We start from the raw sequence: 21,328 nt of genomic DNA, 5'->3' as shown, positions 1-21,328 counted from the left end.
CTTCAACACGACCAATCAGAGTACGCCGCCCGGAACGCGTCGGGCGGTGGGTCCCGTGTCGGAGTGGGACCACCGATCGGACGAATGACCAAGAATCGGGCATAACGGTCACGCATGGGCGTGACCGTCATCGCGCCGACTACTCGCGGGCGACCCCGCGCTGATCGTCGACGCCACCGCGATCGGTGCCCTCGTCGGCGGCCTGGTCGCTGGCCGGGAAGTCGCGGTCGAAGGTCGTCGGCAGCTTGCGCAGCCGCGAATTCATCGATCGGATCAGCAGAGCGGTGGCCGCGAGCAGACAGAGGATGACCACCAGGCCGAACGGCGACGCCTTGCCGAATTCGGGACCCGTCTCGTTCGGATTCTGGGCAAGGATCAGTGCCGCCTCGGTGGCGGCCAGCGTCATGGTCGACGCGATGGTCACCAGTTCTCCCCGTCGGTTGCGTCGCTCGGGTCGAGCCCGGCGAACAGGTCGGTCTCCGGAAGCGCGGACGGCACGCGGGTGGCGGCCAGTTCGAACTCCTCGGTCGGCCAGAACTCCTTCTGGTCGTCGATGGGCGACGCGAAGAACAACCCGTTCGGGTCGATCTGCGTCCGATGTGCCAGCAGGGCGGCATCGCGGCGATCGAAGTAGTCGGCGCTGTCGACGCGGGTGGTCACCCGATCCAGCAGCCGGCCGCGCTCGGCCGGCCACTTCTCGAGCCACTCCGCGTAGGGACCGACCCGACCCGCGGCCACCGCGGCGTCGTTGAGGATCTGCATGCGCTGCCGCAGGAAGCCGTGCACGTAGTAGAGCTTCTTCGGCTCCCAGACCGGCCCGGCGTCCGGGAAGCGGTCCGGGTCGCCGGCGGCGTCGAAGGCGGCGACGGAGACCTCGTGGCAGCGGATGTGATCCGGGTGCGGATAGCCGCCGTTCTCGTCGTAGGTGGTGATGACATGGGGCCGGAACTCCCGCACCACCCGTACCAGCGCCTCGGTCGACACCTCGAGCGGCACCTTCGCGAAGCAGCCGTCCGGCAGCGGCGGCAGCGGATCGCCCTCGGGCAGGCCCGAGTCGACGTAGCCCAACCACATCTGTCGCACCCCGAGGATGTGCGCGGCCTGCGCCATCTCCTCCCGGCGAATCGTCGGGAGATTGTCGCGCACCCCCGCGATGTCCATCGCCGGATTCAGAATGTCCCCGCGCTCACCACCGGTCAGGGTCACCACGAGCACGTCGTGGCCCTCGGCGGCGTACCGCGCCATCGTCGCGGCGCCCTTGCTCGACTCGTCGTCCGGGTGAGCATGCACCGCCATCAGCCGAAATCCGCCCACGTCGACTCCTCGTCGTCCTCTCCGCCGTCTCGTCGCGGCCATCGGGGTCCACCCGACCCCGCCCCGTCCGCCCCGTGGGGCGCGAGGGTCCTGCTGTCAATAGTTCCACCTGCGGGCGCGGGCGCCACTCGCGGGCCGGCCCCGGGCGTTCGGCCGGCGGAACCGGGGCCGGCGCGCACCGCCCGCGGGGGCGTCGATAGGGTTGACGGGCGATGAGTTCACCTTCCGACGCCGACACCTCGCCGGTCCCCGATCCGCGCCCGACCACGGGCGCTTCCCGATCGGCCGGCGGCCCGCAGCAGCCGCCCGCGGGCCGATACCCGACCTCCCGCGCGACCGGCCGGGTACTGGCGGTCATCCTCGGCGTCGGCCTGATCGCCCTGCTCGTCGCGGTGGCATTCCTGGCCTACCGACTGTTCACCGACGAAGCCGTCTCCGGCGAGACCGTGTCGTACCAGGTGGTCGACGACAACGCGATCGACGTCCAGATCCTGGTGACCCGCGACGACCCCTCCCAGCCGGTCAGCTGCGTGGTGCGCGCGCGCTCGCGCGACGGGTCGGAAACCGGCCGCCGCGAGGTGCTGATTCGCCCGACCGAGGGCAAGACCGTCGAGTTGACCACCCGCATCGCGACCTCGGCACCGCCCGGAATGGCCGACCTGTACGGCTGCGGCGATACGGTGCCCGCCTATCTCACCGAAACGAGCTGAATCCCCGGTCACGGGACGGTATCGAATAGTCGTCGACCTGGGGAATTCCCGCTGCGTGGTACGATCTATCGATACACGGCTCCACGCGGGAGCCGTGTATTGCTGCATTCGCAGTAGTTTTCCCGGTCGGGACCGACCGGGTTTGGTGCGTTTATGGCCGCGGGGCGAAGGACACGAGACACGGACCGCGCTCCGGGTGCGGGCGGCCGAACGCCATGCGACGGGATCGTGCCCGTCAAGGACCGAAGGAGACCGAGATGACCGAGACGCAGGTGACGTGGTTGACCCGCGAGTCGCACGACAGACTCAAGGGAGAGCTCGACCAGCTCATCGCCAATCGGCCGGTAATCGCAGCCGAGATCAATGAGCGGCGCGAGGAGGGCGACCTCAAGGAGAACGGTGGCTACCATGCCGCGCGCGAGGAGCAGGGCCAGCAGGAAGCCCGCATTCGTCAGCTCCAGGAACTGCTGAACAACGCCAAGGTCGGCGAGGCGCCCACCCAGTCCGGTGTCGCGCTGCCCGGATCCGTGGTCAAGGTGTACTACGACGGTGACGAGACCGACACCGAGACCTTCCTGATCGCCACCCGCGAGCAGGGCGCCAGCGACGGCAAGCTCGAGGTCTACTCGCCCAACTCCCCGCTCGGCGCCGCGTTGATCAACGCCGCCGTCGGCGATACGCGCGAGTACCTGCTGCCGTCGGGCAAGACGATGAAGGTGACGCTGGTCAGCGCGGAGCCGTACAGCCCGTAGCCGTCCCATCGGAGCGGGCGTCGACACGAGGGCGTCCGCACCGCCCCCCGATCCCCCGCGTCCCGCAGTACCCTTTGTGGCCCCGCTTCCTCACGGCAGCGGGGCCACATTTCGTTGCCGGGCCGACCGGCGCCGACGCGCCTACGATGTCCGTCCATGGCCGACCACCGCTCCGGGCAACTCCCCGGTGAGATCCCGGAGGATCGGCCGTTCGCCCACGTCGCCGACGCCGAGCTCGGCCCGCGGCTGGTCGCCGCCTTCGCCGTCGACCCCACCGTCGTGCGCACCACGGTCGGCGACGGCCACCTGGCCCTCGCCGATCGGGCCCGCGGCCACCTCGAGGCCGCCCGCGCCACCGGCTCGGTCTACGGCCTGACCACCGGGGTCGGCGCGCTGCGGCACGTTGCCGTCGACCCGGACGACACCCCGACCGGCCACGCGCGCCGACTGCTGCGCAGCCACGCGGCCGGGTTCGGGCCACAACTCGACGACGGCATCGCGCGCGCGACCATGGTGATCCGGCTGCACCAGCTGCTGCGCGGCGGCGCGGGCGTCCACCCCGACCTGATCCGAGCCCTGGCGGCCGCGCTCGACCGCGGCGCGATCCCCGGGCTGCACGCCTACGGCGGTATCGGCACCGCCGATCTGACGGTGCTCGCCCAGCTGGCGCTGACCCTCGCCGGGGAACTGCCGTGGCGGTCGGGCGGGGTCGCGCCGGTCGCGATCGGCGCAGGCGACGCGCTGCCCTTCATCAGCAGCAATGCGCTGACCGCCGCGGTCGGCTCGATCGCGATCGACGCGCTGGCCCGGCTGGCCCGCTGCGCCGAGGTGATCGGAGCGCTCTCGCACGCGGCGCTGCGCGGCTCGCCCCAGGCCTACGACCGTCGGGTGCACGCGGCGAAGAACGATCCGCATGCCGCCGGGGTCGCCGACCGGATGGCCGCATTGATCGGCTCCCCCGGCCCGGCCGCGCGGCTGCAGGATCCCTTCGGTCTGCGCACGATCCCGCAGGCCCACGGCGCCGCCGAGGAGGCCTTTGCCGCCGCCGAGGCCGCACTGGCCGCGGAGATCGACGGGGCGGCGGAGAACCCGTTGATGGTCGACGCGGTCGCCCTGCACCACGGGCAATTCCTCACCCAACGGCTGGCCGGCACCCTCGACGCGGCCCGCGCCGCGGCATTGCCGGTGCTGACGTTGTCGGTGGCCCGGACGTCCGCCCTGCTCGATCCCCGGCTCAGCGGACTGCCCCCGTTCCTGGCGGCCGAGTCGGCGGCGAGTTCGGGACTGCTGATCGTGGAGTACCTGACCGCCGACCTGCTGGCCCGCGCCGGCTCGCTCGCAACGGTGTCCTCGCATCGCCGCGCCGTGGTGGCGCTCGGTCTGGAGGAGCACGCCAGCCATTCGACCCAGTCGGCGTGGCAGACGTTGGAGCTGATCGAACCGGCCCGCGATCTGTTGGCCTGCGAGCTGGTCACCACGGTGCGGGCGCTGCGGTTGGCGCCGACCCGGCTGCCGGCGGCCGGTCCGGCGCGGGCCCTCTACGACGCGGCGGCCGAGGTGTTGCCCGATATCCGGGAGGACCATGTGCTCGGCCCGGAGCTGCGGGCGGCGGCCGAGGTGGTCGGCCGATGCGCGACCTATTCGCCGATCGGGCGCAGTTCGTCGGCGTAGGACACCGGCAGCCGGCGCATCAATCCGCTGCGACTGATCGAGTACTGCCCCATCCGCCACAGCGGCGGGGAGTAGGCGTGCAGCGAAACCGACCCGTCGACCGCCCCGGTCATCCGATGGATGTGGTCCGGGCCGAAGGCGAAGGCGCGACCGGCGGTGACGGTGCGGGTGCGCGGGGTCCCGCCGAGCCGCGGCCTGCTCTCGTGCACCGCGCCGCGCGTGACGGCCACCGCGCCGCTGCTGGTGTCGTGATCGTGCCAGCCGGTGTCGTCGACGGTATTCCAGCAGAGCACCCAGACGTCGATGTCACCGTCGCGGTAGAGCGACCCGAAATGCCGCCCGCCGGTGTCGTGTCGCACCAGGTGCTCCCACAGCTCGGGCCGATCGGCGAGCCGGCGCACCCAGCGTTTGAGTTCGGCCGGGGTCAGCACCCGCCCGGGAAGCGGCGGCAGGTCCGCCGCGGCGGACGCGGCCGGGGTCGTCTCGGTCATCGAGAACCTCCGTGGAGCAGGTGAGCGGGGTTGGTGACAAACAACGCGCGGGAGAACGCGTCGCCGAGTCCGGGGTCGGTGGGCAGGGCATAGGGGCGATCGGAGCCGTGCACGATGGGGTCGACGCCCACCACCCGGACCATCGCGTCGATCGCCCGCGGCCCGTAGGAGGAGGTCTCGTAGTAGACGTGCGGGTCGATCCGGCCGAACGTGCCGCCGCGCTGGTCGAGCCGCTCGTGGTGCAGGGGCGCGAGCCCGGCGAGGGCGACGAAGGCGATGCGCAGCGCCGGCAGCAGCGCCCGCCCGGCGACGTGCCAGGCGAACCAGGCCGCCGCCATGCCCGCCGGATAGGCGGTGAGAGCGGGCCACCAGCCCGGAACGTCGCGGGCGCCGGCCGCGGGGCCGGGGTGCACCAGGACCGGCAGGTCGGCCTCCTCGACCACGGCGAGCAGCGGGGCGAGATGGTCGAGGGCGGCGGGATCGGCGATCGCTCCGGAGGGGATCTGCAGGCCGCGCACCCGCGGATGCTCGAGCACGGCGGCGAGATGCTTCGGGTCGGGTTCGACCAGGCCGGCCGCGGCCCAGATCCCGTGGCCGGTCGCGGTCGGCGCGAGATCGTCGGCGAGGTGATGCCAGGCGTCGAGCAGCGGGGCGGCCTGTTCCGGAGGCAGCGACTCGATCCCGAGGGGGCAGGACAGCGAATACAGCACATCGTCGATGTCGTCGTCGGCGTCGATCGCCGCCCGCGCGGCCGGATCGTGGTCCTCGGGCCGCACCCGGTAGACGGGCTCACCGTCGAGGTACAGATCCCAGCCGACCATCCGCGGCGCGCTGCTGCGCGCCCGCAATGCCTCGATCAGCGCCGGCGGCCACAGATGTTGGTGGCAATCCACCACCGGGGCGGCCTCGACCGGCTGCCCGGTCACCGGATGAGGGAAGCGCTTCACATGTAAGAGTGAAACGCTTCACTATCGCCGGCGCAACTCGACTATCCTGGCCGGGTGCCGAAGCGTCCGACGCTGCAGGACGTCGCCGACGCCGTGGGTTTGGCGCCGGCGACGGTGTCCTACGCCCTGCGCGGCGAGCGGGGCTCCGCGGACACCGTCGATCGGGTCCGCGCGGCGGCGGCCGACCTGGGCTATCAGATCGATCCGATCGCGTCCGCGCTGGCCCGAGGCCGCTCCCGCACCATCGCGGTGCTCTGCGGCTCCACCCGGGATCTGTGGCAGCAGTCGTTGGTCGGCGAACTCTCCCGGGCCCTCAACGCCCGGGATCGCTATGTCGTCGTCGCGGACGCGGACGGCAATCCGGAGCGCGAGGAGGCGATCCTGCGGCAGCTGCTCACCCAGCGCCCCGACGGCTTGCTGGTCACGCCGCTCGATCCGATGTCCGATATCTGGGAGCAGGCCGCCCGCACCCTGCCGGTGCTCGCCCTGGGCGATCGACTGGGGCACGCGCCGTCCGCGGGCGCGATGGTCTTCGACAATCCGGCGGGCGTCACCCTCGTCCTCGACCATCTCGGCGCCCTCGGCCACCGATCGATCGCGGTAGCCGTACCGACCCGACCCACCACCCTCGATCGCCCGGCGGAACTATTGGTCGCCGCCGAGGCCCGCCGGCGCGGGATGGCGATCACCGTGGTGCATACCCCGCCGCCGACCGCCGACCCGGCGACCACCACCGGCCACCTGACCGAGGCGCTGCGCGCCGCGCGGGCGGGCCACGATCCCGTGACCGCGATCTTCTGTTTCTCCGACTCGTTCGCCTTCGGCGCGCTGCGCGCCGCCCGAACCCTCGGGCTGAGCGTGCCGGGGGACCTGACCGTCGTCGGCTACGAGAACGTCACCCCGGGCGATCTGACCGGCCCCGGCCTGACCACCGTCGACTGGGACGATGCCGCGGTCGTCGAGGCCGCCGTCGGCTATCTGTTGGAGGCGACTCGCGCCGGCGCCTCCCCCGGGGTCCGCCGATTCGCCCCCCGACTGGTGGTGCGCGGCAGCTCCGGACCGGCGCCCGGCTGACCCCTCGCCAACCGGACGCCGACCGATGCCCTCAGGACACGTGGTTGGCGCGCAACGCCTCTCGCAGCCCGGCGGCATCGATGCCGAGTTCGTTCAACCGGCCGAGGTAGGTGTCCACATTGCGCAGCTTGACCTCCTCGTAGCCCTTGACCACCTCGACCGCCTCCGCGATCCGCACCGCGCGGTCGTAGCTCTCCGCGGTCAGATCGCGCGCGGCCTCGAGCACGATCAGACGGTAGTGATCGCGCAGGGTCCGCTCCAGGGCGCGCATCGGGGTGCGGCCGAAGGGGTCGAGCCGTGTCCCGCGAAGCCGCTTGCCGTGTGCCAGATTTCGCAGCACGCCGTGAGACGCCGGACCGAAGGCGATCTTCTTGCGACGGCCCAACTTCGCCAGCGTCGGCGGCTGCAACATGAAGCGGTGCGCACCGCCCTGCGGCACCTCGCGGTCGAGGTGCGCGGCAAACGCCGGATCGGTGAGCAGCCGGGCGACCTCGTACTCGTCCTTGTAGGCGGTCACCGTGAACAGCAGGCGGGCAACCGCTTCCGAGAATTCGGTGCGGCCGGTGCCACTGCGGGCCTCCGCGTCGGCGACCGCCTCCACGGTCGCGAGGTAGCCGGCGGCCACCCGCTCGTCCTGGTAGCCGACCAGTTCACCGGCCCGCCGCTCGGCGATCGCTCGGACCGCCTCCGGCAGCCGGCGGCCGGCGAGCAGGGCGGCCGGCGCGACGGTGACCGTCCGAGCCGCTCCGGCGGGCTCCTCGGCGCCGACGACCGCAGCACGGAAGGCATCCGGATCGGCGACCGCGACGCGGCCCCACTCGAAGGCGGACGTATTGGCCGCCACCGCAACGCCGTTGAGCGCGATCGCCTCGAGGATCGCCGCACGCGGGATCGGCAGGCCGCCGGCCTGGTAGGCGGCGCCGACCAGTAGGAAGTTCGCCGCCGCGGTCGCCCCGAAGAGCGCCTCGGCCGCGCCGAGGGCATCGAAGCCGACCAACGTGTCGCAGCGCGCCCGCAACCGGTCGGCCAGACTGTCGGTGGCCGGGTAGGCGATCGACCGGTCGTAGACCATCGGACCGGTGGGGGTCTGCCCCGTCGACGCGACCGTGATCGTGTGGCCGGGTCGCCCGAAATCGACGTAGCGGCTGTCGGCCGCGGTCAACATGTCGAAGGCGAGCACGCAGTCCGCGCTGTTCGGGCCGATCCGGTTGGACGCGCCGGTGTCGGTCGGACTCAGCCGCAGATGCGAGGTGACCGGACCAGCCTTCTGGCTCAGACCGGTCTGATCGAGCCCGTCGACGTGCAGGCCGGAGCGCAGCGCCGCCATACCGAGAATCTGATTGACGGTGACGATGCCGGTGCCACCGATGCCGGCCAGGAAGGTGTTGTGCAGCCCGACGATCGGCCGCAGCGACGGTTCGTCGACCTCGGGGGCCCGGGGAGCGGTGCGCCGCTTCGGCTTCTCCTCGCCGACGGTGACGGTCACGAAGGCCGGGCAGGTGCCGTCGAGGCAGCTGTAGTCGGTATTGCAGGAGGTCTGGTCGATGCGGGTCTTGGTGCCGAATTCGGTGGCGATCGGCTGCACCGACAGGCAGTTGCTCTTGACGCCGCAGTCGCCGCAGCCCTCGCAGACCGCCTCGTTGATGACCACCTTCGTGGTCGCCTCGGGGACCTGGCCGCGCTTGCGCTTGCGGCGCTTGTCCGCCGCGCAGGGCTGGTCGTAGATCAGTGCGGTCACGCCGGGTTCGGTGCGCAGGATGCGCTGGGCCTCGTCCAGGCGGTCGCGATCCCAGACGGTCACCCCGTGGGCGTAGGCCGATCGGCGATGGCGGCCCGGTTCGTCGGAGCAGACGATGATGCGCCCGACGCCCTCGTCGCGCAGTTTGTGGGTCAACTGCGGCACCGAGAGGGCTGCCTCGGCGTGCTGGGCGCCGGTCATCGCGACGGCGGAGTTGTAGAGGATCTTGTAGGTGATGTTGACCCCGGCGGCGACGGCGGCCTGCACCGCGAGCTGGCCGGAGTGGAAATACGTTCCGTCGCCGATGTTCTGGAAGATGTGGTCGACGTCGGTGAACGGCGCCTGCCCGATCCACTGGGCGCCCTCACCACCCATCTGGGTGATGCCGACGACCTGCGAGTCGGTGCGCGGGGACATCGTGACCATCGTGTGGCAGCCGATGCCGCCGCCGGCGAGCGAGCCGTCCGGCACCGCGGTGGACCGGTTGTGCGGGCAGCCCGAGCAGAAGTACGCCGAGCGCTTGACCGGCAGGACACCGAGGTCGATCTGCGCGGGGCCGGCCGGCGCGAGGGTCATCCGGTCGCCGAGGTAGCGGCGCAGCGGGCCGCGCAGCCGGGCGGCGGTCAACTCGCCGTCGATCGGTACCAGGGCGCGTCCGCGCCGATCCCGCTTGCCGAGCACCGCGGGGGCGTCGGGGGTGCCGTAGAGGATCTCCTTGAGCTGCTGCTCGACGAACGGGGTCTTGTCCTCGACGACGAGGATCGTGTCGAGCCCCTCGGCGAAGCGCCGCACGGTATCGGCGCCCAGTGGGAAGGGCATGCCGACCCGCAGCACCCGAATCCCGTTGTCCAGCAGTTCCGACTCGCCGACGCCGAGGTCGGTGAGGGCCTGGCGGGTGCTGTCGTAGCCGGTGCCGACCGCCACGATGCCGACCGTCGCGTGCGGCGGATCGACCTCCACGGTGTCGAAGGGGTTGGCGGCGTTGAACGCCTCGACCATCATCCAGCGCGGGCCGTAGAGGTCCGCCTCGGCGAGCAGGCTGTCCGGCGGCGAGGAGCAGATCCGCTGCCGGTAGGTCCAGGGCCGGCCCTGCCAGGTGATGCTCGGCACCTCGACGGTGAAGTCGGACAGGTCGCGGGCGAAGGTCCACAGCCCGTCGGCGACGTCCGCGACGATCTTCATGCCGACGAAGCAGCCGGAGAGGCGGGACAGTTCGATCGCATACATGCCGAAGCGGATGACCTCATCGGCGTTGCGCGGGAACACGATCGGCATGTTCATCGCCGCCAGGGCCTTCTCGGAGGCGGCGGGGATCGTCGAGGACTTGGCGGCCGGGTCGTCGCCCACCAGGATCAGCGCGCCGCCCTTGGGGTGGGCGCCGTACATCGCGGCGTGGCGGAGGCTGTCGGTGGCGCGGTCGAGGCCGGGGCCCTTGCCGTACCAGACCCCGATCACGCCGTCGTGGGTGCGCGCCCCGGAGGGCAGCTCGAGTTGGCTGCCCCATACGGCGGTGGCACCCAACTCCTCGTTCATACCGGGTTGGAGGTGGACATCGTGGTCGGTGCGCAGTTCGGGAAGGTCGGCGAGCATCCGGTCGAGACCACCGAGGGGGCTGCCCTGGTAGCCGGATACGAACGTCGCGGTCCTGGTGCCGGCGCGGCGATCCCGTTCGTGCTGTTCGGCCAGCAGTCGGGCGATCGCCTGTACTCCGGTCAGCAATACCGGCCCGGATCCGGGTCGGTACCGCTCGCCGAGGACGGCTTCCCGCTGGTGGCGCACACCGTCATTGAGCGTCGTCATGCCTTCAGAGTCCCGTGCCGGAACGGCGGGTTCAATTCATTGGCCCACAACTGCGCGGGCCGCACATGTTGTGATGGCAGGCACACGTCCGACTGAGCATGTCGCGCATCACGTCGCCCCTCGCGCGGCAGCCGACAAACGAGGCGCCCGGCGAGGTGATCGGATCGTGACCGGTACCACAACGCGAACGCCCGGTCTACACCCTCACTCCCGGCACAATGGAGGGCGCCGGCCCCGCCGGTTGGTCAGCGCCCGGTGATAACTCCCCGCTCCGGCGCGACCACAGCCACACTTAATGGCAGAGTGTGATCAACCACACTCTGGCTGCGCGCCGCGGCACCTCGCCCGCGATCGCATCGAGACATGCCACGAGCAACGGAGGGGACCGTCATGACTGCGCCGACAACATCCGAACAACGAGTAGCGATCGTCACCGGTGGAGCGCGAGGGATCGGAGCCGCGATCACCACCGAACTCGCCCGAGGCGGCTACCACGTGGTCGCCGGGTACTCCTCGAGCTCCTCGGCGGCGGAGGAACTCGCCGCCAAGCTCAACGCCGAGGGACTGACCGTATCGATCGCCCAGGGCAATGTCGGCTCCCCCGAGGACTGCGATCGCGTGGTCGCCGAGGTTCTCGATCGCAGCGGGCGGGTCGATGTCCTGGTCAACAACGCCGGCGTCACGGTCGACAAGACGATGCGTCGGATGTCGGTCGACGACTGGCACGCGGTGCTGCGGATCAACCTGTCCGGCGCGTTCTACATGAGCAAGTCGGTGCTCGAGCACATGATCGACCGCGGCTTCGGCCGGATCGTCAACATCAGCTCGGTGATCGGCCAGACCGGCAATATCGGCCAGGTCAACTACGCCGCTTCCAAGGCGGGCCTCTTCGGCTTCAGCCAGTCGCTCGCCCGCGAGACCGCGAACAAGGGCATCACCGTCAACTGCGTCGCCCCCGGCTACATCGCGACCGACATGGTCAAGGCGGTCCCGGAGGCGGCGATGGAGAAGATCCTCTCGCGCATCCCGGTCGGCCGGCTCGGCGAGGCCTCGGAGATCGCCCGGGCGGTGTCGTTCCTGGCCGACGACGACGCCGGCTTCATCACCGGTTCGGTCGTGTCGGTCAACGGCGGCATGGACATGTAGGACGACGATCGGCGGCTGTCACGGCTGGGCGCGGCGTTCGAGCAGGACGACGTCGCGCCACCGGCCGTGCAGCCGACCGAGGCGTTCGCGCACGCCGACCGTGCGGAATCCGCCCGAGTGGTACAGCCCGATCGAGGTGCGGTTCTCGGGCAGGATCGCCGCCTGCACCGTCCAGAGGTCGGCGGTATCGGCGGCCATCACCTGGGTGCGCAGCAAGGCCCGTCCCACCCCGCGACCGCGCGCCGCAGCGGCGACGTAGAGCGAGCTCTCCGCGACGCCGCGGTAGCAGTCGCGCGACGACACCGGCGCCAGTGTGGCCCAGCCCGCCACCGCGCCGCCGACCTCGGCCACCCACAGATGGTCGGCCAACCAGCGCGCCCGCAGCGTCGACCACGGGGGCACCTCGGTCTCGAAGGTCGCCACACCCGTCGCGATGCCGTCGGCGTAGATCGCGCGCACCGCCTCGCCGTCCGTGTCGGCCATCGCGCGCACCCGTACGTCCGCGGGGATATCGGACGGACAGCAGGGCCGCGGTCCGGCCGCTCCCATGACGACGTCCGCCGCCTGCGGTAGTTCGGTGCAGCAGAGCGGATTGATCAGGACCACCGAGCTCGTCCCGCGCTTGCGGACCGATACGAACCCCACCTCGACCAGCTTGCGCAGGTGATGCGACACCGTCGGCTGTCCGACGCCGACCTCCCGCGCCGCCTCGCCGACCGCGATGCCCCGGGGATGTCGGGCCACGCAGTGCAGCAGCCGCAGCCGGGTCGGGTCGGACAGGCAGGCGAACCACAACGCCCACCGATCGGCGGTCTCGCCGGCGAGCCGCTCCCCCTCGGCGCCTGCGATCCCGTCGTCGGTCCCCGTGGAGATGCTCATCGGTTCACTTTATCGATACCTTTCGATGCTGACAGCATCGATGATTGTCGATATATTTATCGACGCCTATCGATACTCATCCGTTCGTCGACATCCCCCGGGGGCAGCCATGACCGAACCGAACCTGCGCGCCGACATTCGCGAGGCCTACAGCCGAGCGGCCGCCACCGCCCGATCCGGCGCGTCCTGTTGCGCGCCCGCCGAGACCGGACTGTTCGGCGCCTCGCTCTATCCGAGCGCCGCGGTCGGCGTCGCCCCGGATGCCGCCGGACTCGCGAGCCTCGGCTGCGGCAACCCCACCGCCGTCGCGGACCTCGCCGAGGGCGAGACCGTCCTCGATCTCGGCTCGGGCGGCGGGCTGGACGTGATCCTGTCGGCGCAGCGGGTCGGGCCGACCGGACGGGTCTACGGGGTGGACGCGCTGGACGAGATGCTCGACCTCGCCCGCGAGAACGCGGCCCGCGCCGGCGTCGAGAACGTGGAGTTCCTGCGCGGCATGATCGAGAGCGTCCCCCTGCCGGACGCCGCCGTCGACGTGATCATCTCCAACTGCGTGGTCAACCTCTCCGAGGACAAGCCGGCCGTCGCCGCCGAGCTGGCGCGCCTGTTGCGCCCCGGCGGCCGCATCGGCATCTCGGACGTCGTCGCCGAGGATCACCTCGGCCCGGACGACCGCGCCGCGCGCGGCTCGCTGGTCGGCTGCGTGGCCGGCGCGCTGAGCGAGTCGGAGTATCGGGAGCTGCTCGCCGCGGTCGGCTTCACCGACATCACCGTCGAGTTCACCCACGCGGTCGCCGACGGCATGCACGCCGCGATCGTGCGCGCCCGGCGCTGACACCCGCCCCGCACCCCCGGGCGAGGCGCTCCGAGGTACCCGGCCGGCACGGGAACGGCCGAACGCTCACATTCCGCCTGGATACCTGCACGATGTGGTCGAATAGTGACAGCGGTCACATCGGAGGTGGAATGCGCAAGATCGACAAGCTCGACGCGTTGCTGCTCGGACGCCTGGCGCAGGATGCCCGCACGGGGGTCGTCGAACTCGCGTCCGCGTTGGGGGTGGCGCGCAATACGATCGCCGCCCGCCTGCGCAAGCTCGAGGACACCGGCCTGGTGCGCGGCTACCGTCCCGATGTCGATCTGGCCGCCGCCGGCCTGGACGTGCAGGCGTACATCGCCGTCGAACTCGAACAGTCGCGGCTGCAGGAGATCATCAACACCCTGACCGCGATCCCCGCGGTGCTCGAGATCCACACGACCACCGGCCGGGAGGATCTGCTGGTCCGCGTGGCGACCGATACCCACGCCCACCTGCAGTCGGTGGTCGAACGGGTCCTGGACACCCCGGGGGTGACGCACTCGGTCACCACGATCGTGCTGACCAGTCCGCTCAACTACCGGGTACAGCCGCTGCTGGATCACTTCACCCGCGACGCCGGGTGGGGCCGCTCCACGCCGCCGCCGCCCAGCGCGGTCCGGTAGGCGAATCTTCGGCCGGTGACCGCAGCGTTCGTGCTGGTGGTGGCGACCCCCGGCGCCGACACCATGTTGCTGATTCGCAATGCCGTTGCCTCCGGCCGACTGTCGGGGCTGTAGACCGGCGTGGGCGTCAGTTCCGCCGCCGTGGTACAGGCGACGGCGACCTCGTTCGGCATCGGGGCGATCATCGTCTCGTCGCAGCCGATCTTCCTGACCCTGAAATGGTTGGGCGTTGCCTATCTGGCGTGGTTGGGCCTGCAATCGCTGCGGTCGGCCCGGCGTGGAGCACCGGTACCCGACGTCGCGGCGGCCGGGTCCGGGAGGGCGCGCGGTTTTCGTCAAGGGTTCCTGTGCAACATCACCAATCCGAAGATGTTCGCCTTCTTCCTGGCCCTGCTCCCCCAGTTCGTCGCACCCGATGCGCCGGTGACGGTGTGGTTGGCGCATGCGCTGATGTTGCCGCTGCTCGGCCTGATGTGGCCGGCCGCGGTGGCCGCCATGGTCGCCACCGTGCGCACCTATCTGGTGCGCAGGACGGTGCGCCGCGCTCTCGACGCCACCGCCGGGGTGATCCTGCTGGGCTTCGGTCTGCGCTTGGCCACCGACTCCGCCCGAGCCTGACGACCCGGGCCCCGAAGCCGCGGCAGGCGCGGCTTCCGGTCCCCGATCAGGCCGCCACCACAGCTCCGGACAGGGCGACAAATCCGATCAGCAGCAACCAGGACCGCACGCCCTGGAAGCGCTCCCAGCGGTTGCGGGTCCGCTTCCAGTCATCCGGCGGCGCGGACGCATCCCACCCGCCGGTCGCGCGGTTGATCGGGACGTTGACAACCAGCGTCGAGACCACCGCCGCCGTCAACGCGCCGGCCGCCGCCCACCCCCAGCCGGGCGCGGCCGCGCCCGAGGACGCGACGACGACGGCGAGCACCATCGACGCCGTCATCAGCGCAGGCATCACGCGGCCGAAGGTGCCCAACAGCCCCTGCTCGACCAGCACATGTTCGCGCTGCGGAAGTCGCCGGATCACCGGGTGCACGAAGGCGTAGGACCCGAACTCGGCGCAGGCGGTGAAGCCGACGATCACGAGCGCGGCGAACCGGAGAGCATCGTCGATCACGTATCCCCCTCGAGACATTCGATCGCCTGATTGATTATCGCATATGCGACTATCTTCCCAGACTAGCTCGACATCCGCCATATGATCAACGGCGCGACAAACGCATCTGCGACTATCCGTGAATGCAGCCGGGCCGAGACCGACGCCCGCGCGCCGAGCCCGGGAGAGCCATGACCGACGTCCCCGTACCCTCAACCGGCGACCGTCCGACCGCCGTCCCGCCGGATCCGCTGATCCACCGCCCCGGCTTCGTGCTCTGGCATCTGACCGCCATCTGGCAGCGCCGAACCTCGGCCGCGCTCGCACCCCTCGGGCTGACCCATACCCAATTCATCGTGCTGTCGACGCTCGCCTGGCTGGCGAGCACCTCGGGCCCGTGCAGCCAGATCGACATCGCCCGCCGCGCCGGGATCGAACCGCAGCTCGCCTCGCAGGTACTGCGCAAGCTCGAGGCCGCGGAGCTGATCAGCCGCACCCCCCATCCGACCGATACACGCGCCCGTCTGGTCGCCCCAACCGATTTCGGCCACGACACGGTCATCGCCGCCGTAGCCGCCGTCGACGCCGCCGAGGACGCCTACTTCGCCGAGCTCCCCGCCGGATTCCGCGAGGCCGTCCTGCGCTGCGGCCCGAGCCTGCCGGCGTTTGTGGAAACCTACCCGCGCTGACCGCGGGCGGGCGTTCCGAATCGTCACCGTGCCGGACGCCGACGGAGCCGATACCCTCGGATTTGCTTCGACTCGCCGCCCGCCACTCGCCGTGCTATACCTGTTGTCACCAATTTCTGTCGCTTGACAGGTATGGATGGAGACGCCGGTCAACCGGACCGCAGCCCACGGCCTGACGCTCTCGAAAGACCGTTATGACTGCCCCAGAACATCTCACCGACACCGTGCTCCGGGCACGCGCCGATGCGCGTTCGAGAGCCGGCATCCAGTCGGACTACATGCCCTATCGACCGGCGTCGACATCGCCGTTCGTACCGAACGGTGTGGACCCTTCCGAGCTGACCTCAGCGGAAACCGTTGCCCCGGGCGGCTATACCCATCTGCGGATCGCGATCGGCACCCGCCTGCGCTTCGACGATCCGACCGGTGACGCCTGCGCGAATGTGCTGCTCTACAACGCCATCGCCCCCTGGGAACGGCTCAATGTGGCCGACACGGTGAAGATTCCGTGGCAGGGCTACCTCGGCGTCGGGCATCCGCTGCTCTCCGGCGACGGCCGGGTGCTCGCGAGCATCGTCGAGGACACCTCGAGCCATCACGACACCTTCTGCGGCACATCCTCGAACGCCGCCAACGACAACAAGTACGGCGGCCACCTGCCCGAGGGACCCACCCCCTCCGGTCGTGGACTGCTGCTCAAGGCGGCCACCAAGCACGGCCTCACCGGTCGGGATCTGCCCCCCGCGGTGTCCTTCTTCCAGGGCGTGCGTGTCGAATCCGACGGGTCGACCACCTTCTCCGGTTCGGCCGGCGCCGGCACCCACGTCACCCTGATCGCGGAACTGCCGCTGATCGTGTTGGTGGCCAACGTGCCCCATCCGATCGACCCGCGCGACGACTACGTCGTCGGGCCACTGCGCGTGCACACCTGGCGCGGCGCGCCCACATCGGCTGCCGACGAGCGCTTCTCGGCGACGCCGGAGGTCGAACGGGCCTACCTCAACAGCATCGGCTACGCCGCGGCGGCGGGATTGACCGGAGGATCGTCATGGTGAACAAGACCGGAGTGACCTCCACCGTCCCCGTCGGTGCGGTCTACGCACCCGACAGCCCGCTCGACTGGTCGCAGTCGGCCGTCCCGGGCACGACCGTGCTCGATGAGACGGTCGCTCCGCTGGCGTCGTGGTCGGCCTATGTCGCCGCGGGCGACGTGCTGACGATCATCGACGTCGGCGGCAACCAGTCGGCCGACTGCCTGATCTACGACGCGACCGATCACGATGAGCGCTACAGCGTTCCGGACACGATCGCCTGGCAGCGCAACGTCTACGTCGACACCGGCACGGTGCTGCGGTCCAACCTCGGCAACCCGCTGATGACGGTGGTGGTCAACGAGATCCCCCGGCAGGACACCATCGGCGGCGCCTGCAGCAAGGAGTCGAACACCCTGCGCTACGGCTATCACACCGAGTTCCAGCACGGCTGCCGGGAGAACTTCCTGCACGAGGCGGGCAAGCACGGCCTGGGGACGCGGGACCTGGTCTCGAACCTCAACTGGTTCATGAACGTTCCGGTCGAGGCCGACGGCACGCTCGGCATCGTCGACGGAATGTCGGCGCCCGGCAAGCGGGTTGCCGTGCGGGCCGAGCGCGATGTGCTGGTGATCGTGTCCAACTGTCCGCAGATGAACAACCCCTGCAACGCCTTCAACTGCACCCCGCTGCGGATGGTCGTCGTCACCCCGGAGACGAGCCGGTGACCGAGTCCATCACGGTCAACGGGGCCGCACCCGAGCCCGTTTCCGACGCCCCCAACGGGACCGTCCTGATCGCCAACCGCGGCGAGATCGCCCGCCGGATCATCCGATCGGCGAAGGCGCTCGGGATGCGCACCGTCGCGGTCTATTCCGACGCCGACCGGGCCGCGCCGCACGTACGGGAGGCCGACGTCGCGGTGCGGCTCGGCCCCGCCGCGCCGCGCGAGTCCTATCTCGACATCGACCGCATCCTCGCCGCGGCCGAGGAGACCGGCGCGACACTGATCCACCCCGGCTACGGATTCCTCTCCGAGAGCGTCCCCTTCGTGCGGGCGGTCGAAGCGGCCGGGATCGGCTTCGTCGGACCGTCGACCGCGCAGATCGAGGCGTTCGGCGAGAAGCACACCGCCCGGGCGCTGGCCGAGTCGGCCGGGGTCCCCCTGGTCCCCGGATCGCAGCTGCTCGGCAGCCTGGACGAGGCGGTCGCCGAGGCCGACCGGATCGGCTATCCGGTCATGCTCAAGGCGACCGGCGGTGGCGGCGGCATCGGTATGCAGGCCTGCGCCGATGCCGATCAGCTGCGGGACGCCTACGAACAGGTCGACCGGGTGGCGCGGGCCAGCTTCGACTCGAGCGGCATGTTCCTCGAGCGGCTCGTGCGCCCGGCGCGGCACGTCGAGGTGCAGGTCTTCGGCGACGGCGCCGGTCGGGTCGCCGTCATCGGCGACCGCGACTGCTCCCTGCAGCGACGCAACCAGAAGATCATCGAGGAGGCACCGGCCCCGGATCTGCCGCCGGCCGTGCGCGAACAGCTGCACGCGAGCGCGGTCAAGCTGGCCGCGGAGGTCGACTACCGCAGCGCCGGAACGGTCGAGTTCATCTACGACCCGGTCCGGCAGGAGGCGTACTTCCTCGAGGTCAACACCCGCCTGCAGGTGGAACACCCGGTCACCGAGGAGGTGTACGACGTCGACCTCGTCGAGCTGATGCTGCGGCTGGGCCGCGACGGCGCCGACGGTGTCGATCCCGAGGTGTTCACCCGCACCTTCGAGCCGTCCGGCTTCGCGGTCGAGGCGCGCGTCTACGCCGAGGATCCGGGCAAGGGCGGGGCGCCGAGCCCCGGCCTGGTGACCAACGCGGTCTTCCCCGGTCAGGGCGCCGACCCGATCCCCGGCGTGCGCGTCGACGGCTGGGTCGAAACCGGCTCCGAGGTCTCCCCCTTCTACGACCCGATGCTCGCCAAGGTGATCGCCTCCGGTCCCACCCGGGCCGATGCGCTCGACACCCTGCGCGCCGGCCTGCAGGTCAGCCGGGTCGACGGCGTGGTGACCAACCTCGGATCGTTGATCGGTCTGACCGAGCTCGACGACTTCGTCGCGGCCCGGCATTCGACCTCGACGCCGGCGGGGTTGTCCGATCCCGATCCGCGCATCGACGTCGTCGCGCCCGGCCTGATGACCACCGTGCAGGATCTGCCGGGCCGGGTCGGCCTGTGGCACGTCGGTGTCCCGCCGAGCGGCCCGTTCGACCCGATCTCGCTGCGCGAGGCGAATCTGCTGGTCGGCAACCCGGAAGGGGCGCCCGGCCTGGAGATCACCGCCACCGGACCGACCCTCACCTTCTCCAGCAGTTGGGTCGTCGCGGTAACGGGTGCCCCGGTGACCGTCGACCTCGACGGGCAACCGGTCCCGCAGTGGGAGCCGGTCGAGGTACCCGCCGGTGCGACGCTGCGCATCGGTGTCCTCGAAGGCCCCGGCATGCGGTCCTATCTGGCGGTACGCGGCGGTTTCGACGTGCCGCTCTACCTCGGTAGCGCCTCGACGTTCACGCTCGGCAAGTTCGGCGGGCACGCCGGTCGCGCCCTGGTGGCCGGCGATGTGCTGCGCCCGGGGTCCCCGGATTCCGATGCGGCACATCCGGCGATCACCGACGCCGACGCGCGGCTCGGTCGGGTCGGCACGCCGACCCCGGCGGAGCGTCGTCCGGCGATGACCAACGCCTGGCAGATCGGTGTCACCGAGGGGCCGCACGCGGCTCCGGAGTTCTTCACCCGGGAGGACATCGAGACCTTCTACGCCACCGACTACGCGGTCCATCACAACTCGGCCCGCACCGGCGTGCGCCTGATCGGTCCGCACCCGCAGTGGGCGCGGCCGGACGGCGGCGAGGCCGGCCTGCATCCGTCGAATATCCACGACACCGCCTACGCGGTGGGCGCGATCGACTTCACCGGCGATACCCCGATCATTCTGGGGCCGGACGGGCCGAGCCTCGGCGGATTCGTCTGCCCCGCGGTGGTCGCCAGCGGCGAGATGTGGAAGATCGGCCAGGTCCGGCCGGGTGACACCATCCGGTTCGTACCGGTCGGCGAGAAGCAGGCGCGCGGGCTGTCCGCGAGCTGCGCGTCGCCGACGGTCACCGGACCGGGTGACGGCGACGACGGTGTGCTCGGTCGACTCGACGCGGACGACGACCACCCGTCGGTGACCTACCGCCGCGACGGGGATGACAACGTCCTGGTCGAGTACGGGCCGATGACGCTCGATCTGGGTCTGCGCATGCGGGTACACGCGTTGATGACCCTGCTCGAACAGCACGCCCCGGCCGGTGTGGTCGAGATGACGCCGGGTATCCGCTCGCTGCAGGTGCGCACCGATCCGGACGTCCTGCTCGCGCGGGACGTCGCGGCTTTGTTGGCCGAACTCGAGCCGAGCATCGGGGCGACCAAGGACCTGACGGTGCCCTCACGGATCGTGCGGCTGCCGCTGTCCTGGGACGATCCGGCGACCAAGCTGGCGATCGAGCGGTATATGGCCGGCGTGCGCGCCGACGCACCGTGGACCCCGTCGAATATCGAGTTCATCCGACGGGTCAACGGCCTCGAGGATGTCGAGGACGTGCGACGGATCGTCTACGACGCCAGCTACTTCGTGCTGGGCCTCGGTGACGTCTACCTCGGCGCGCCGGTGGCGACGCCGCTCGACCCGCGGCATCGCCTGGTGACCACGAAGTACAACCCGGCCCGGACGTGGACCGCGGAGAACTCCGTGGGCATCGGCGGCGCATACCTGTGCGTCTACGGCATGGAGGGTCCGGGCGGCTACCAGTTCGTCGGCCGCACCGTCCAGGTGTGGAATCGGTTCCGCCGCAGCGGAATGTTCGTCGACCATCCGTGGTCGCTGCGCTTCTTCGACCGGATCGAGTGGTACCCGGTGTCCGCCGACGAGCTACTGGAGCTGCGCGCCGAAAATGACGCCGGCCGTGCAACATTCGAGACGGTCGACGGCGAGTTCTCGCTATCGGAGTACCAGGGGTTCCTCGCGGAGAACCACGACTCGATCGAACAATTCCGCCAGACCCAGTCGGAGGCGTTCGCCCGCGAACGCGAACGGTGGCGTGAATCGGGCGAATTCGACATGCATCACGAACCGCCCGCCCCCGCCGGGGACACGGTGACCGTTCCCGAGGGGACGATCGCGTTGACCGCCCCGTTCACCGCGACCGTCTGGCAGGTCAGCGCCACGCCGGGCGACACGCTGGCGGCGGGCGATCGGGTCCTCGCGCTCGAGGCGATGAAGATGGAGACCCCGCTGACGGTCTCCGAGGCGGGCACCGTCGTCGAGATCTACGTCCAACTGGGCGATCAGGTTGCGCCGGGCCAGGTCCTGGCCGCCGTTCGACCGCAATAGCGCACCGCCGAAGCGGCCCCGGACCTCACCGGTCCGGGGCCGCTTCGTGCGGGTGGGAGCCGGTCGGTGCGGGGCCGCGTCCCGCGGACCGGAGCCG

The 21,328-nt window shown here is 70.8% G+C and carries 19 protein-coding genes; 12 read left to right on the top strand and 7 right to left on the bottom strand.

Going from position 1 to position 21,328, the window contains the following annotated elements; genetic code table 11:
- Positions 1-139: 139 nt before the first annotated feature.
- A complete protein-coding gene (locus MB1_RS07020; RefSeq protein WP_066905597.1) occupies positions 140-406 on the bottom strand; it encodes a hypothetical protein in 267 nt (88 codons plus the stop codon).
- A 14-nt stretch (positions 407-420) separates the two neighbouring features.
- Entirely contained in the window at positions 421-1,314 is an 894-nt protein-coding gene (gene mca, locus MB1_RS07015; protein ID WP_245650076.1) for a mycothiol conjugate amidase Mca, read from the bottom strand.
- Between the two features lie 212 nt (positions 1,315-1,526).
- Here mca and MB1_RS07010 point away from each other — a divergent pair, with 212 nt between their 5' ends.
- The 3 genes from MB1_RS07010 to MB1_RS07000 all read left to right on the top strand — a co-directional run bounded on the left by MB1_RS07010 (position 1,527) and on the right by MB1_RS07000 (position 4,447).
- Positions 1,527-2,024 carry a DUF4307 domain-containing protein gene (locus tag MB1_RS07010; protein ID WP_084351106.1) on the top strand — a complete coding sequence of 166 codons (498 nt, stop codon included), beginning with the start codon at positions 1,527-1,529 and terminating at the stop codon, positions 2,022-2,024.
- Positions 2,025-2,281: 257 nt separating this feature from the next.
- Positions 2,282-2,776 (top strand): transcription elongation factor GreA, encoded by a 495-nt coding sequence (gene greA, locus MB1_RS07005; protein ID WP_066905186.1) that lies wholly within the window; start codon positions 2,282-2,284, stop codon positions 2,774-2,776.
- Positions 2,777-2,932: 156 nt separating this feature from the next.
- On the top strand, positions 2,933-4,447 hold the full coding sequence (locus tag MB1_RS07000; protein WP_066905185.1) for an aromatic amino acid ammonia-lyase: 1,515 nt from the start codon (positions 2,933-2,935) through the stop codon (positions 4,445-4,447).
- Here MB1_RS07000 and MB1_RS06995 read toward each other — a convergent pair.
- Entirely contained in the window at positions 4,414-4,938 is a 525-nt protein-coding gene (locus MB1_RS06995; protein WP_066905183.1) for a cysteine dioxygenase, read from the bottom strand. The two genes, MB1_RS07000 and MB1_RS06995, sit on opposite strands and share 34 nt — an antisense overlap.
- A complete protein-coding gene (locus MB1_RS06990) occupies positions 4,935-5,885 on the bottom strand; it encodes an amidohydrolase family protein (protein WP_218000199.1) in 951 nt (316 codons plus the stop codon). Before MB1_RS06990 ends, MB1_RS06995 begins: the two co-directional genes overlap by 4 nt.
- Positions 5,886-5,939: 54 nt before the next feature.
- Between MB1_RS06990 and MB1_RS06985 the strand changes: the two genes are divergently transcribed.
- Positions 5,940-6,959, top strand: a complete 1,020-nt coding sequence (locus MB1_RS06985; RefSeq protein ID WP_066905182.1) for a LacI family DNA-binding transcriptional regulator — start codon at positions 5,940-5,942, stop codon at positions 6,957-6,959.
- A gap of 31 nt (positions 6,960-6,990) precedes the next feature.
- Here the strand turns inward: MB1_RS06985 and MB1_RS06980 are convergent, their stop codons facing one another.
- Positions 6,991-10,497, bottom strand: coding sequence for an indolepyruvate ferredoxin oxidoreductase family protein (locus MB1_RS06980; protein ID WP_066905181.1), 3,507 nt, complete (start codon positions 10,495-10,497; stop codon positions 6,991-6,993).
- Positions 10,498-10,887: 390 nt separating this feature from the next.
- Here MB1_RS06980 and MB1_RS06975 point away from each other — a divergent pair, with 390 nt between their 5' ends.
- On the top strand, positions 10,888-11,643 hold the full coding sequence (locus MB1_RS06975) for a beta-ketoacyl-ACP reductase (RefSeq protein ID WP_084351104.1): 756 nt from the start codon (positions 10,888-10,890) through the stop codon (positions 11,641-11,643).
- 18 nt (positions 11,644-11,661) lie between these two features.
- Here the strand turns inward: MB1_RS06975 and MB1_RS06970 are convergent, their stop codons facing one another.
- Positions 11,662-12,522 carry a helix-turn-helix domain-containing GNAT family N-acetyltransferase gene (locus tag MB1_RS06970; protein ID WP_066905177.1) on the bottom strand — a complete coding sequence of 287 codons (861 nt, stop codon included), beginning with the start codon at positions 12,520-12,522 and terminating at the stop codon, positions 11,662-11,664.
- A gap of 109 nt (positions 12,523-12,631) precedes the next feature.
- Between MB1_RS06970 and arsM the strand changes: the two genes are divergently transcribed.
- The 3 genes from arsM (at position 12,632) to MB1_RS06955 (ending at position 14,622) form a co-directional block, all read left to right on the top strand.
- Entirely contained in the window at positions 12,632-13,357 is a 726-nt protein-coding gene (arsM, locus tag MB1_RS06965) for an arsenite methyltransferase (protein WP_066905173.1), read from the top strand.
- Between the two features lie 131 nt (positions 13,358-13,488).
- Entirely contained in the window at positions 13,489-14,004 is a 516-nt protein-coding gene (locus MB1_RS06960) for an Lrp/AsnC family transcriptional regulator (RefSeq protein ID WP_066905172.1), read from the top strand.
- Positions 14,005-14,124: 120 nt separating this feature from the next.
- Positions 14,125-14,622 carry a LysE family translocator gene (locus MB1_RS06955; protein ID WP_066905171.1) on the top strand — a complete coding sequence of 166 codons (498 nt, stop codon included), beginning with the start codon at positions 14,125-14,127 and terminating at the stop codon, positions 14,620-14,622.
- Between the two features lie 46 nt (positions 14,623-14,668).
- Here the strand turns inward: MB1_RS06955 and MB1_RS06950 are convergent, their stop codons facing one another.
- On the bottom strand, positions 14,669-15,118 hold the full coding sequence (locus MB1_RS06950) for an anthrone oxygenase family protein (protein ID WP_066905170.1): 450 nt from the start codon (positions 15,116-15,118) through the stop codon (positions 14,669-14,671).
- A gap of 170 nt (positions 15,119-15,288) precedes the next feature.
- Here MB1_RS06950 and MB1_RS06945 point away from each other — a divergent pair, with 170 nt between their 5' ends.
- The 4 genes from MB1_RS06945 to uca all read left to right on the top strand — a co-directional run bounded on the left by MB1_RS06945 (position 15,289) and on the right by uca (position 21,231).
- Positions 15,289-15,786 carry a MarR family winged helix-turn-helix transcriptional regulator gene (locus MB1_RS06945; protein WP_066905168.1) on the top strand — a complete coding sequence of 166 codons (498 nt, stop codon included), beginning with the start codon at positions 15,289-15,291 and terminating at the stop codon, positions 15,784-15,786.
- Between the two features lie 323 nt (positions 15,787-16,109).
- Positions 16,110-16,841, top strand: coding sequence for an urea amidolyase associated protein UAAP1 (locus MB1_RS06940; RefSeq protein WP_245650075.1), 732 nt, complete (start codon positions 16,110-16,112; stop codon positions 16,839-16,841).
- A complete protein-coding gene (locus MB1_RS06935; RefSeq protein WP_066905164.1) occupies positions 16,835-17,545 on the top strand; it encodes an urea amidolyase associated protein UAAP2 in 711 nt (236 codons plus the stop codon). Before MB1_RS06940 ends, MB1_RS06935 begins: the two co-directional genes overlap by 7 nt.
- 8 nt (positions 17,546-17,553) lie before the next feature.
- A complete protein-coding gene (gene uca, locus MB1_RS06930; RefSeq protein ID WP_066905590.1) occupies positions 17,554-21,231 on the top strand; it encodes an urea carboxylase in 3,678 nt (1,225 codons plus the stop codon).
- Positions 21,232-21,328: the final 97 nt, after the last annotated feature.

The sequence above is a fragment of the Millisia brevis NBRC 105863 genome, from assembly GCF_001552615.1.
In the GTDB taxonomy this organism is placed as follows: domain Bacteria; phylum Actinomycetota; class Actinomycetes; order Mycobacteriales; family Mycobacteriaceae; genus Millisia; species Millisia brevis.
This window is presented reverse-complemented; position numbering and strand designations above follow the sequence as displayed.